General features: G+C 42.8%; 12 protein-coding genes. All 12 read right to left on the minus strand.

Features of this window, described 5'->3' with window-relative positions:
* Positions 1 to 105: 105 nt before the first annotated feature.
* Positions 106 to 885 carry a GTP-sensing pleiotropic transcriptional regulator CodY gene (gene codY, locus C509_RS0101595; protein WP_018705146.1) on the minus strand — a complete coding sequence of 260 codons (780 nt, stop codon included), beginning with the start codon at positions 883 to 885 and terminating at the stop codon, positions 106 to 108.
* 50 nt (positions 886 to 935) lie between these two features.
* Positions 936 to 2,324 carry an ATP-dependent protease ATPase subunit HslU gene (gene hslU / locus C509_RS0101600; RefSeq protein WP_033369676.1) on the minus strand — a complete coding sequence of 463 codons (1,389 nt, stop codon included), beginning with the start codon at positions 2,322 to 2,324 and terminating at the stop codon, positions 936 to 938.
* Between the two features lie 73 nt (positions 2,325 to 2,397).
* Positions 2,398 to 2,940 carry an ATP-dependent protease subunit HslV gene (hslV, locus tag C509_RS0101605; RefSeq protein WP_018705148.1) on the minus strand — a complete coding sequence of 181 codons (543 nt, stop codon included), beginning with the start codon at positions 2,938 to 2,940 and terminating at the stop codon, positions 2,398 to 2,400.
* Positions 2,941 to 2,957: 17 nt separating this feature from the next.
* Positions 2,958 to 3,857: a tyrosine recombinase XerC gene (gene xerC, locus C509_RS0101610; protein ID WP_018705149.1), complete on the minus strand. Its 900-nt coding sequence runs from the start codon at positions 3,855 to 3,857 to the stop codon at positions 2,958 to 2,960.
* A gap of 64 nt (positions 3,858 to 3,921) precedes the next feature.
* Complete coding sequence (gene trmFO / locus C509_RS0101615) at positions 3,922 to 5,223, minus strand: FADH(2)-oxidizing methylenetetrahydrofolate--tRNA-(uracil(54)-C(5))-methyltransferase TrmFO (protein ID WP_018705150.1); 1,302 nt, start codon at positions 5,221 to 5,223, stop codon at positions 3,922 to 3,924.
* A 413-nt stretch (positions 5,224 to 5,636) separates the two neighbouring features.
* Positions 5,637 to 7,712, minus strand: a complete 2,076-nt coding sequence (topA, locus tag C509_RS0101620; protein ID WP_018705151.1) for a type I DNA topoisomerase — start codon at positions 7,710 to 7,712, stop codon at positions 5,637 to 5,639.
* A 383-nt stretch (positions 7,713 to 8,095) separates the two neighbouring features.
* A complete protein-coding gene (dprA, locus tag C509_RS0101625; RefSeq protein WP_306419630.1) occupies positions 8,096 to 8,812 on the minus strand; it encodes a DNA-processing protein DprA in 717 nt (238 codons plus the stop codon).
* A 218-nt stretch (positions 8,813 to 9,030) separates the two neighbouring features.
* Complete coding sequence (gene sucD, locus C509_RS0101630) at positions 9,031 to 9,933, minus strand: succinate--CoA ligase subunit alpha (RefSeq protein ID WP_018705153.1); 903 nt, start codon at positions 9,931 to 9,933, stop codon at positions 9,031 to 9,033.
* A gap of 68 nt (positions 9,934 to 10,001) precedes the next feature.
* A complete protein-coding gene (sucC, locus tag C509_RS0101635) occupies positions 10,002 to 11,162 on the minus strand; it encodes an ADP-forming succinate--CoA ligase subunit beta (protein WP_018705154.1) in 1,161 nt (386 codons plus the stop codon).
* 78 nt (positions 11,163 to 11,240) lie between these two features.
* Positions 11,241 to 11,543, minus strand: a complete 303-nt coding sequence (locus C509_RS0101640; protein ID WP_018705155.1) for an EscU/YscU/HrcU family type III secretion system export apparatus switch protein — start codon at positions 11,541 to 11,543, stop codon at positions 11,241 to 11,243.
* On the minus strand, positions 11,540 to 12,781 hold the full coding sequence (locus C509_RS0101645; RefSeq protein WP_018705156.1) for a hypothetical protein: 1,242 nt from the start codon (positions 12,779 to 12,781) through the stop codon (positions 11,540 to 11,542). Before C509_RS0101645 ends, C509_RS0101640 begins: the two co-directional genes overlap by 4 nt.
* Positions 12,782 to 12,821: 40 nt before the next feature.
* Positions 12,822 to 13,598, minus strand: a complete 777-nt coding sequence (locus C509_RS0101650; protein WP_018705157.1) for a ribonuclease HII — start codon at positions 13,596 to 13,598, stop codon at positions 12,822 to 12,824.
* Positions 13,599 to 13,880 lie beyond the last annotated feature (282 nt).

Consider the following 13,880-nt stretch of genomic DNA (forward strand, 5'->3'; position numbering starts at 1 on the left):
TGGTGAATTTTCGATGAAAAACTCGAAATTTGATTCTTTAGTCCCATTTGCAAAATAAAAAAAAACGCCCGAATGACTTCGAACGTTCTTTTTTTGCTTTTATATTTAGTTGGATTTCAATTTCTCTAATTCGACAAGAAACTTAGAGTTTAACACTTTGATATAAGTACCCTTCATTCCAAGTGAACGGGATTCGATAACACCGGCACTTTCCAATTTTCTGAGCGCGTTAACGATGACGGATCGTGTAATTCCTACCCTGTCGGCAATTTTGGAAGCTACAAGCAGCCCCTCTGTTCCATTGAGCTCTTCAAAAATATGCTCGATAGCTTCTAGTTCACTGTACGAAAGGGAGCTGATAGCCATCTGGACAACCGCTTTACTGCGTGCTTCCTCTTCGATTTCTTCGGCTTTTTCACGAAGAATCTCCATTCCGACAACTGTTGCTCCATATTCAGCAAGAATCAGATCATCATTATCAAATTCCTGCTCAAGTCTTGCCAAAAGCAATGTCCCGAGTCTTTCTCCTCCGCCGATGATCGGTACGATTGTTGTCAGACCGTTTGCGAATAAATCTTTGCTTTCCACAGGGAAGGCAGTGTATTCACTGTTCACATCGAGATTTGAAGATGTTTCGGAAATATTAAATAGGCTTTTTGTATAATCTTCCGGGAATTGCCGTTCTTCAAGAATAGATTTCATTCTGTCGTTTTCAATCTGCTGGCGGACAGAATATCCGAGCACCTTGCCTCTCCTGCTCAATACATAAATATTGGCATCAATGACATCTGACAATGTTTCAGCCATTTCCTTAAAATTCACCGGTTTTCCTGCAGCTTTTTGCAGCATTGCATTAATCGTTCTAGTCCTTGTTAATAATTCCATTGTTTCTCCTCCTAAATTATTCCAATCTTACAACTATTATGACACATTTACTATAAAATAAACTGGCTCAAATCTTTGTCTTTTGAAATTGCTGAAAGTTTTTGGTCAACGTACTGAGCGGTAATTTCCACCTTTTCCATCGTGACATCCGGAGCTTCGAACGACAAATCTTCAAGCAGTTTTTCCATAATTGTATGCAGGCGTCTCGCCCCGATATTATCCGTATTCTGGTTCACATCAAAAGCGATCTCTGCAAGTCTGTTAATAGCATCGTCAGAAAATTCTATTTGTATACCCTCTGTTTCCAATAATGCTGAATATTGTTTGATCAGTGCATTATCTGGTTCAGTCAATATTTTGTGAAAGTCTTCTACCGTAAGCTTTTCGAGCTCAACCCGAATCGGAAACCGACCTTGAAGTTCCGGAATCAAATCCGAGGGCTTAGCCATATGGAAAGCTCCGGCAGCAATAAATAAAATGTAATCTGTTTTGACCGGACCATATTTGGTGACTACAGTTGATCCTTCGACAATCGGCAGGATATCCCGCTGAACGCCTTCTCTCGAGACATCTGCAGAGGAAGACTGGCTTTTGCTGGCGATTTTATCAATCTCATCAATAAAGATGATCCCTGTTTGTTCGGCCCTAAAAATCGCCATCTGTGTCACTTCATCCATGTCGATTAGCTTTTGGGCTTCATCATTTGTCAGTACTTTTCTGGCCTCCTTGACAGGAAGCTTGCGTTTCTTGAGCTTTTTGGGCATCAGGCTGCTTAATGCATCCTGCATATTCATACCCATCTGCTCCATGCCGGATCCTTGGAACAAATCGAACATGGAAGGTTGCTGTTCTTCAACTTCCACCTGAACGATCTCGTTTTCAAGTTCTCCATTGGCAAGTTTCTCTTCAATGATCCTTCTCTTTTCGCGGATGCTCAGTTCTTCCTGTTCATCCTGAGATGAGGAGCTTTCGGACTGCTGGCTCCCGCCAAAGATCATTTCAAATGGGTTTTTAAAGTTTTCCGATTTCTTTTTTTTAGGTACAAGCAGTTCTACAAGACGGCGGTTCGCCTGAATCTCCGCACGCCCCTTCACTTCCTGCATTTTCTCTTCTTTAACAATCCTGATTGATGTCTCGGCCAGATCCCTGACCATTGATTCGACATCGCGTCCCACATACCCCACTTCTGTAAACTTGGTCGCCTCCACTTTTACAAAAGGTGCGCCGACCATCTTGGCCAAACGGCGGGCAATTTCTGTTTTCCCCACGCCGGTTGGGCCCATCATCAAGATGTTTTTTGGAATGATCTCATCTCTAAGTTCTTCGCTTAAAAGGCCCCTTCGGTAACGGTTGCGGAGAGCCACCGCGACCGCCCGCTTTGCATCATTCTGACCAATGATATATTGATTGAGCTTTTCAACAATTTGCCTAGGAGTCATGCCAGCTCCTTTGTTAACGACTGTCAAAATAGTCCCTCCCTTTTACAGTAACGTATTGCAGCGTCGACATGTGTTACAATTCTTCGACAATTATTTGTCGATTTGTGTAGACGCAAATGTCTGCAGCTATTTCCAAGGCCGCTTTGGCCATTTCCTTCGCAGTTAAATGATCAGAAGCATAATTTTTCAAGGCTCTGCCCGCAGCAAGAGCATAATTGCCGCCTGAACCTATAGCTAAAATCCCATCATCAGGTTCAATAACCTCTCCGGTACCGGAAATGAGTAGTAAATCCGTGTCATCCATGACAATCAGCATGGCTTCAAGCTTTCTTAAAACTTTATCACTCCGCCATTCCTTCGCCAGTTCAACTGCAGCCCGGGGGAGATTTCCATTGAATTCCTCGAGCTTTCCTTCAAATTTCTCAAATAAAGTAAAGGCATCAGCCACCGATCCTGCAAACCCAGCCAATACTTTTCCATTGAATAATTTACGGACCTTGCGTGCAGTATGTTTCATAACTACCGCATTACCAAATGTCACTTGTCCATCGCCGGCCATGGCGCTTTTACCCTTATGATGGACGGCAAAAATTGTCGTTGCATGGAATTTATCCATCGTTTACCTCCTTACTATCAAGCCCGCGGATGACTGTTTATATATGTTTTCCTTAAATGTTCCTTTGTCACGTGTGTATAAACCTGTGTCGATGACAGGTGCGTATGTCCCAATAATTCTTGGACCGTTCGCATATCCGCCCCATTATTGAGCATATGAGTCGCAAAGCTGTGCCGAAACATATGGGGATGGATTTTTCCTGACAAGGATGCCTTTTTCATTACTTCATTGAGGACATGGCGGATTCCCCTTGCAGTTAATGGCCCCCCTCTGGCATTCACAAAAAGATTTCGGTGGTCCGAGCGATCAAACAGCAAGCTTCTTGCACCATTTATGTAGGATTCCAGTGCTTGAGAAGCAAAAATACCAAAAGGGACATACCTTTCCCTTTTGCCTTTTCCTTTTACAAGTATCGTTGACAAGTCAAAATCCACATCATCCAGCTGGATATTTGCACACTCACTTACCCTGATGCCAGTAGCATACAGCAACTCCATGAGCGCAAGGTTTCGTTTCCCCAGCGGAGTTCTATCATCACAGGAGCTGAATAATTGTTCCATCTCTTCTTCGTAGAGGAAACTCGGGAGCCTTACTCCCTTTTTGGGCTGGATCACCAATATAAAAGGATTTTCATCCACTATCTTTTCTCTTAGCAAAAACTTGAAAAAGCTTCGCAGGCTTGAGATTTTCCTGGCAGCACTTGTCCTTGCATAATGTCGTTCATACAATGAAGACACATAGAGGCGGGCATCGAAATATTTCACATCATTAAACGTTGCAATACTTTGCTCTTGCATGAACAAACTGAAATGCTCAATATCTTTTTTGTAAAATTCGACTGTGTAGGATGAATAGTTTTTTTCAATCTGCAAGTATTCCAAAAAACGGTTCATAGCTAAAGCTAAGTTTTCTTTCATCTCTCCACCCCGACTTTCAAGCCTTCTAAATATTATCACAATTCATTTTTCTGTGCAAAGGAAATTAAACATTTTTCACAAAGTTTTGAATTGTGTTTAATGCCCGTTCCGCATATTTCTCATTCTTCATTTTTTTGTTTTTAATCCTTTGAGGCAATTCAGGCAGCAATCCGAAATTAATATTCATCGGCTGGAAAGTTTTAGAGCCGGTTGATGTAATATAGCGGGCAAGACTTCCAATCATTGTTTCTTCCGGAAAAACTACCGGTTCCTTTCCCTGTGCCAATAACGCAGCATTCAAACCCGCAGCCAAACCGCTGGCTGCAGATTCCACATAGCCTTCAACTCCGGTCATCTGCCCTGCAAAAAACAAATCGGGCCTTTCTTTAAATTGATATGTTCGGTTGAGGACCTTTGGCGAATTGATAAACGTATTGCGGTGCATAACACCATAACGGACTATTTCAACCTCTTCCAGTCCCGGAATCAGCCTTAACACTTCTTTTTGCGGTCCCCATTTGAGATGGGTTTGGAACCCTACTATATTATACAGTGTACCTGCAGCATCGTCCTGCCGGAGCTGGACAACAGCATAAGGAATTTTTCCGGTTTTCGGATCTTCCAATCCCACTGGTTTTAAAGGGCCAAAAAGCATTGTTTTCTTTCCTCTTTGTGCCATCACTTCAATTGGCATGCACCCTTCAAAAAATATTTCTTTTTCAAATTCTTTAAGGGGAACTGTTTCTGCATTGATTAAAGCATCATAAAAACGATTGAATTCTTCTTCGTTCATCGGACAGTTCAGGTAAGCTGCTTCCCCTTTGTCATAGCGTGATTTCAAGTAAACTTTATCCATATCTATGCTTTCTTTTTCAATAATAGGTGCAGCAGCATCATAAAAATACAACTGGTCTTCCCCTGTAAGCTCCTGAAGCTTTTTAGACAGACTATCGCTTGTCAGCGGTCCTGTTGCTATGATTGTAATACCCGGAGGAATATCAGTAATTTCCTCATTATGAACTGTAATGAGTGGATGATTACGGATTTTTCCCGTGACATATCCGGCAAAGTCGTGCCTGTCAACTGCAAGGGCTCCGCCTGCTGGAACGGATGATTGATCAGCAGCTTGGATGATGAGGGAGTCCATCACTCTCATCTCTTCTTTTAGGACACCGACCGCATTCGTAAGGGAATTTGCCCGTAATGAGTTGGAGCAAACCAGTTCGGCAAATTTGTCTGTATGATGGGCAGGTGTTTGTTTGACAGGCCTCATTTCATATAAATCAACCCGGATTCCCCGCATTGCAAGCTGCCATGCCGCTTCACTCCCTGCTAAACCCGCTCCTATGATATTTACTGATTGCATGTATGTAACCTCCAGTATATGATCAATCTTTCACAATTTTTCTCCTCAATCCCTATAGCATTTTACCCTAAATACGTTACAAATAAAAACAATGCGCATTATAAGAAAAGCGGAAGGCGGCTGCTTAGAGGCGACAAGCGCTGGAGGAAACTCCAGGGAAGTCGTCTTTTGACTTCATTGGAGTGACCGAAGCGACCTCGAGCTCCTGCCGCCTGCAGCTGGACAAAAGAAAAGCGGAAGCGCCTCGATCGGCCTCGACAAGCACAAGACGGGTCCCGAGGAGGCAGTATTTCAGTCACCACAGGGAAGCGGTTTGTGACCTCACCATCGCAATTAAATTTGGCATAGTTACCTTTATATGGCAAATTATCGCTTATAGACCAGTAAAAGGTGAGTGCAAGATGCACTCACCTTTATTGTTGGGTTTCCTCCTTGTAGTCGCAATTGACACATTGGACCTGCTTTCCTTTTTTCAGCTTTTTTTCAACAAGGAGTCCATCGCATTTCGGACATGGACGGTTGATCGGCTTATCCCAGGATAGGAAGTCACATTCGGGATAACGATCACATCCGTAAAAGATGCGCTTTTTCTTGCTTTTTCGCTCAATGACATTTCCTTCTTTACATTTCGGACATTTTACGCCAATTTCTTTCACAATGGGCTTTGTGTTTCTGCAATCAGGGAAATTGCTGCATGCCATGAATTTGCCGAATCGCCCCATTTTGATAACCATAGGATTTCCGCATTGCTCGCAGTCTTCCCCGGCATATTCATCCTTGATTTCAACTTCTTTCATTTCAATTTCCGCTTTTTTCAAGTTCACTTCAAATTTTTTGTAAAATTCATCTATAATTTTGACCCAGGCGACATGCCCTTCTTCAATTTCATCCAGGTTCGTTTCCATTTTTGCTGTAAATTCAACATCAAGTACTTCTGGAAAAAACTCCATCATTAGTTCTGTAACAATCTCACCGAGTTCTGTTGGTACAAATCGTTTGTTATCCAATGCAACATAACCCCGTCTTTGAATCGTATCCAGAGTAGGAGCAAATGTCGAGGGCCTTCCAATACCAAGTTCCTCTAATGTTTTGACTAGCCTCGCTTCTGTATATCTTGGAGGCGGCTGAGTAAAGTGTTGTTTTGGAGTCAGTTTATCAGATGCCACTTTTTCACCTTCGTCAAATGAAGGGAGCACGTTTTCTTTTTCTTCCAATTGATCATCCGTACCTTCTACGTACACCTTCATAAAACCCGGGAACTTTATTTGAGAACCATTCGCACGGAAAATGACATCGCCGTTTTTCAGGTCGACAGTCATCGTATCCATGACGGCAGGAGCCATTTGGCTTGCAACGAAACGCTCCCAAATTAATCTGTACAATCTCAACTGATCACGGCTTAAGAAAGGTTTAACATCACTCGGTTGTCTCATAGTACTAGTTGGGCGGATCGCTTCATGTGCATCCTGAGTATTCGCCTGCTTTTTTTCTTTGCGTGAACCGGTTGCCAAATATTCTTTTCCATATTGTTCTGTAATATATTCAGAAGCTTCCTTCACTGCGATATCGGAAATCCTTGTGGAATCCGTTCGCATATAGGTAATGAGACCGACTGTACCTTCTTTTCCCAAGTCGATCCCTTCATATAGCTGCTGCGCAAGCATCATTGTTTTCTTAGCTCGAAAATTAAGTTTTCTCGCAGCTTCCTGTTGAAGTGAAGACGTTGTAAACGGACGAGCGGGATTTCTCCTTCTTTCTTTTTTCGTCACGGATTGAACAATGAAGCTGCTGCCATCTATTTTTCCAAGCACTTCTTTAACATCATCTTCGGATTGTAGTTTAAGCTTTTTCCCATTTACGCCATAAAAAGCTGCTTGGAATTGGTCTTTCCCTTTTTTAAACAGTCCTTCAATTGACCAGTATTCTTCAGGAATAAAATTTTTGATTTCGTTTTCCCTGTCTATGATGAGCCGGACTGCCACTGACTGTACCCTGCCGGCGCTTAATCCTCTTTTCACTTTTTTCCATAGCAGCGGGCTGATATTATATCCTACAAGCCTGTCCAATATCCTCCTTGCCTGCTGCGCGTCCACTAGATCCATATTAATGGGACGGGGGTGTTTGAAGGATTCTTTGATTGCATCTTTTGTAATTTCATTGAAAATGACACGGCAGTTCGAATGAATGTCTACGTCAAGACTATGTGCCAAATGCCAGGCAATTGCTTCTCCCTCTCTATCGGGGTCAGCAGCCAGATACACTTTTTTCGCCTTCTTCGCAGCTGTTCTTAATTCTTTAAGGACAGGACCTTTTCCCCTAATTGTAATATATTTTGGTTCATAATTATTGTTAACATCTACACCCGTTTGACTTTTCGGCAAATCCCGGACATGCCCCATGGATGCTTTTACTTTATATTTCTTTCCTAAATATCGTTCAATGGTCTTCGCCTTTGCAGGCGATTCCACAATCACCAAGTAATCCGACATGCAAAAATCCTCCCCAGAGGTAAATTCAATAAATCAGAATAAATCTTATATGTGTATCGTATGTTTGTCAACGAAAGAAATAGAACAGGCCACAAGAAAAGCGTAAGCGCTCGTTTAGCGACGTACAAACTGGAGCGCCTCCGACGAGATAAAGGAAACACGGCGAAGCATGAGCCGATGTTGACTTATCGTAGGAGGAGGCGCGAAGTTTGCTAGTCGCTGAGCGCTGGAGCTAGACAAGGAAATATTATCCACAGTTGTGGAATTTTATGCTTTCTTTAACAACGAGAAAAGCTTAAGCACCTGTTCCAAGCTTCTTTTGATGAATCTATCCCACTTTCTACAAAATTGCAAGTTTTTTTGATTTTTAGAGATAAAATAACTTATTCGACATACAGTTCTTCTAATATATCATGACCCGAAGTTACTAACTTTGCACCCTGTTGTATCAGGCGGTTTGCCCCTTCCGAGAGCGGCGCATCTATCGGTCCCGGAACAGCGAAAACTTCTCTTCCTTCTTCTAAGGCAAAGTCGGCAGTGATAAGTGATCCACTCCTTGATTTTGCCTGTACGATGACGGTGCCTTTTGCCAATCCGCTTATTATGCGGTTTCTCTGGGGAAAATGCCATTTTTGCGGTCGCCAGATCGGGGGATATTCCGATACAATTAAGTGATCTTTTTTCATCTTTTCAGCCAGACCCTTATTCTCCTGCGGATATAAATGGAAGAAACCGCCACCTAGGACGCCGATTGTCTTTCCGCCAAGCCGTATCGTTTGCTCGTGAGCAAAAGCGTCTGTGCCTTTGGCAAGCCCACTGACAATGGCAAAGCCACTTTCCAGAAGGGGCTCAAGGAGCAGATCAATAGCTTTTTTAGCATAAGTTCCAGCTTTCCTTGCTCCGACTACAGCAATCGATTGTTTTTTTAAAAGCAAATGATCCCCTATAGTAAAAAGGGCAAGTGGTGGATCATAAATCTCTTTGAGCATTTCCGGATATTCCTGGTCTCTGAAAGTAATAATCGAGATTCCACAGTCATGGTATTTTTCAACCATTTTGTTGATATCGATCCTTTGGAAGTCATGGTAGAATTTCCTCATACAAGAGTTGTTCAATTTAAGGAGTTGCTGGAGTTCAGAGGAAGGGAAAGAATAAAGGTTTGAAAGAGAGGGGTCATATTTAAGAAGATTTCGGATAGCTGCGCTCCCTAGCTGAGGACAATGGATCAAATGAAGGAGCCTTTCATTAAAAATGCGGATCACTTCCTTTATTATTTTTGAAAGGGAAGCCTCTTTCATGAGGCTTCCCGGATGTTTAATCAATGCGTCTTACATTTATCGTATAATCCCTTATCCTTTAGGACTCCGATCAATGTTTCACCAATTACGGCAGGAGTATCGGCAACTTTGATCCCACATTCATTCATGACACGGATTTTTTCGTCCGCAGTTCCTTTTCCGCCCGAGATAATGGCTCCGGCATGTCCCATACGCTTTCCTGGAGGTGCCGTCCTTCCGCCAATAAATCCTACTACCGGCTTGGTCATGTTCGCTTTTACCCACTGAGCAGCTTCCTCTTCCGCTGTTCCTCCGATTTCACCAATCATGATAACAGCTTCAGTTTCATGATCATCATTAAATGCTTTTAAAACATCAATGAAGTTTGTGCCGTTTACAGGGTCCCCTCCGATCCCAACTGCCGTTGACTGGCCAATACCTGCTTCAGAAAGCTGATGAACGGCTTCATATGTCAATGTACCTGAGCGGGAGACAACTCCAACATGGCCCTTTTTGTGAATATAACCAGGCATGATTCCGATCTTACATTCCTCAGGAGTGATAACCCCAGGACAGTTAGGGCCGACAAGTCTTGTCTTCTTGCCTTCCATATAGCGGACAACTTTCACCATATCCATTACCGGAATATGTTCTGTAATACAAATAGCCAGATCCAACTCAGCATCGACCGCCTCCATGATGGCATCTGCTGCAAAGGGTGCCGGAACGTAAATGACTGAAGCATTCGCTCCTGTCTCTTTTACAGCATCTTCCACCGTATTGAAAACCGGAACACCTGCCACTTCTTGGCCGCCTTTGCCGGGTGTTACACCACCGACAATTTTTGTCCCATATTCAAGCATCTGTTCTGTATGAAAAAGGGCTGTTGAGCCTGTAATTCCCTGTACAATTACTTTTGTGTCTTTATTGACAAAAACACTCATGATTTTCCCTGCCTTTCAAATGATCTTTGATTAAAGATTGATTCCGAAAGCATTTGCCCAGATTTTTTTCACTTGACCAATTCAACAATCTTCTGCGCACCGTCCGCCATGGAATCCGCAGCCGTGATATTTAATCCGGATTCGTTGAGGATTTCTTTGCCTTTGTCCACATTTGTTCCTTCCAGTCTGACAACTAAAGGAACTTCAAGTCCAACCTGGTGAACGGCTTCGACTACTCCGGACGCAATGACATCGCACTTCATGATGCCGCCGAAAATATTAACAAATATGCCTTTGACCGCTTCATCAGAAAGGATGATTTTAAAAGCTTCCGTCACTTTTTCCGCTGTTGCTCCGCCCCCAACATCAAGGAAGTTTGCGGGCTCTCCTCCATAATACTTAATGATATCCATTGTTGACATGGCAAGACCTGCACCATTGACCATACATCCGATATTTCCGTCCAAGGCGATGTAGCTCAAATCATATTTAGATGCTTCAATTTCTTTTGCATCTTCTTCATCCAGGTCACGATATTCCAGGATATCCTTATGTTTAAATAAAGCGTTATCATCGAAATTTAATTTCGCATCAAGCGCAAGAACATTTCCATCTCCCGTAACAACAAGAGGGTTAATTTCCGCGATTGAACAATCGTTGTCTACGAAGGCGTTATAAAGGCTGATCATGAATTTGGCAGCTTTTCCGACCAGTTCATTAGGAATATTGATATTAAAAGCAATTCTGCGTGCTTGAAAACCGGTTAATCCAACGAGTGGATCAACAACTTCTTTGAAGATCTTTTCCGGTGTCTTCTCTGCAACTTCCTCAATTTCAGTACCGCCTTCTTCAGAAGCCATCAAAACGACTCTGTCAGTGCTTCTGTCCACTACAAGCCCGACATAATATTCCTTCTTGATATCGCATCCTTCTTCAATCAGCAGACGCTTTACTTCTTTGCCTTCAGGTCCTGTCTGATGCGTAACAAGGGTTTTTCCGAGAATTTCCTCAGCATATGTACGGACTTCATCCAAGTTTTTTGCCACTTTTACCCCGCCTGCTTTTCCGCGGCCCCCGGCATGAATCTGAGCTTTTACAACAGTGACATCAGAACCAAGTCCTTTTGCAGCTTCCACTGCTTCGTCCACGGTGAAAGCAACTGTTCCATTAGGTACAGATACTCCGTATTTTCTAAGGATTTCTTTACCCTGGTATTCATGGATATTCATTTTCCGTCCTCCTATCGTTACTACGAAAAAATAGATTGCGTGTTTATTGTATTAAAATGACGTCAGGAAGTCCACTTTTTACGGTTGGCCAGTTTTGCTATCAGCCATTTTCCGATCAAGCCTATATATAAATGCAAAAACTTCCGAGACAGCTTCAAAAAGCTCCTCCGGTATCGCCTCATTTAGATCCAGTTGTCCCAGCATTTCAACGAGTGCAGGATCTTGTTGGATCGGTATTCCGTTTTGTTTTGCAGCTTCCAGTATTTTTTCTGCGGTGCTCCCTTTCCCTTTTGCAAGAATAACAGGCGGGCTTCCATCTTCCATCAGACCTCCAAGTGCTACGGCTTCATTTGAATTCAAATGGTCACGGTTACTGCTCATATTTGAATATCAACTCCTGAGTACGGAAAAGTACTGATTTTCTGTAATTGTCTGTTTACCTTACGAAAAGGCTGTTTAAAATGAACTGCTGACAACTCATAATCATTCTCTTTTAACTTTTCCTCCAATTCAGGAATAAGCACAGCAGCAAGGTTTTTGACTGTCGCAGATTCATTAATGACCGTAATATTGGTAATCCGATTTTGGATTTTCACGTCAACTACCGTATTTCCCAGATTTAGTAAATTTAGATAAAAAATAATCCTGCAATAATCCGGATCAACTTTCCCATCCTTCTTACGCTTTCCCTCCCACTGGAAGGAGAGATCTGTACGATGGCCATGGAGCTCAATTGGCAAGTCAAAACATATTTGCTGTATTGGACCTGTATCAATGGAGAGAAGCTGCTGCCCGTTCATTCTGTTAAGCAAGTGCTCCGCTGTCTGCCTGGCGACGGAATTCGTCTTTGCGTCCGTCTGGCCCAAATATTGAATAAGCAGGGATTTAAGGGACTCTGTCCCGTCTGCATTTTTGTTATGTACGAGTGAATGCTCACTGAACATTCCCAATTGCTTTATGATGTACTTTATTTTCTCCATCGCTTGTTTTCCTTGTATTACATCCGGCGCTGCAGTTATCCGTTTTTGGGCCAACTCTATGCCCAATGCTTCAATATAATTGGCAATCCGCAGCGCTGTTGAATCTGGAGTATTTTCAGAAACAAGAGCTGTAAGGAGGGAAGAAATAAGATCAGTTAAGGGATACTTATTCCCTGCGGCAATTAGCGCCTTGAACACATTGTCCGAAAAGGGCATCCCCCTATTGCTCATCAATTTAATGACTTCCAATGCGAGTTTTTTATCTGTTTCTGCCCCGACCCACTTCCCAGCCTTATGAATCTGCTCATGCGTCATGCTAATGGATTCCTTTGTAAAAAATTCAGCTAGGGCACGGTAGCCTTTTTCGTTTGGAAGGGACAATTGCTTCGTGAATGAGGGCTGGCCCTCCTGCCTTGTTGCAATCAATTTCAGCCGGGGTTCCCCTTCCCCTGACTCGACCTGAAGAAAGTAGCCTTTTCCGCTTTCCAGTGGAGCTTCAAGCTTGGCAATCAGCTTGTGGGCCCCGAGCTGTATCTCAGCATGCTGGTTCGGAAAGATTTTATGTACTTTAGCAAAAAATATTTGTCCTTTTCTCAGTGTGAGCGGACGATTTTGCTCCATACTCAGAGTTTGAAACAATTCATGGGTTAATGCGTGAATATCCAGGACGATCCCCCCTTCATGATTGAATCATAGCCGCCTTGACGGGAGTAAAAGATTGGCGGTGAATCGGGCAAGGCCCGAGCTTCTTTAATGAATCCATATGGGCTTTCGTTCCATAGCCTTTATGTATTCCAAATCCATACCCCGGATATTCCCGGTCGTATTCTTCCATGATGCGGTCACGGGTGACTTTTGCAATGATTGAGGCTGCAGCGATGGAAATACTATTCGCGTCGCCTTTTATAATCGATTCCTGAGGATATGGGGCTTCAATTTTCATAGCATCTAAAATCAAAAAATCCGGCTGTACGGCAAGTTCGCTGACAGCCTGTTTCATCGCTTTTTTTACGGCCTGGTAGATATTGAGCTGGTCAATCTCCTCTGCAGGTATAATGCCTACGCCTATTGCCTCTGCTTTTTCATGGATCCGATCGAAAAGTTCTGTCCGCTTAGCTGCACTCAATTTTTTTGAATCATCCAAACCATAAATACAGCTGTCTTGATTCAAAATGACAGCGGCAGCAACAACCGGCCCTGCCAAAGGGCCGCGTCCTGCCTCATCAATTCCACTGATCGACTTGAATCCCTGTTTACTTAGACGCCTCTCATGAACCGACATCCGGATGTACCGATCATGTTCCTTACGTTCCTTCTCCCTTTCAGCTTTCCATTTATTTAAAAGAATTTGTACACCTTTTCTGGAATCTGACTGTAATTCCTCAAAAAAAGGGTCATCTTCGTTTTTTATTCCTGTCAAAGCTTCCTTAATCTGTGCGATGGTCTGATTTTTCATCCGGTTCCTTTCACCTTTCAATCTAAAAAGTTATGATTGTACTTTTTATGTAAATTCAATAAAAGCCAATATCAATCTGCCATTCAAAGCTACTGTCAGTATAGCTTAATATAAAAAGAAAAAATTCGAAATGCGCTTCGCTTTCGAAAACCCTGAAGTAGGAATGTCCCGTTTAACAACTGAATTTTAAGGACCAGAATCATAATATGTAAGTGAATATAGTAGTTGAAGGAGCGAAGTGCCTGTCAAGTTAACACTGGGACTCGTCTCCCCAAATAGAAA

The sequence above is a fragment of the Siminovitchia fordii DSM 16014 = CIP 108821 genome, from assembly GCF_000374565.1.
In the GTDB taxonomy this organism is placed as follows: Bacteria; Bacillota; Bacilli; order Bacillales; family Bacillaceae_C; genus Siminovitchia; species Siminovitchia fordii.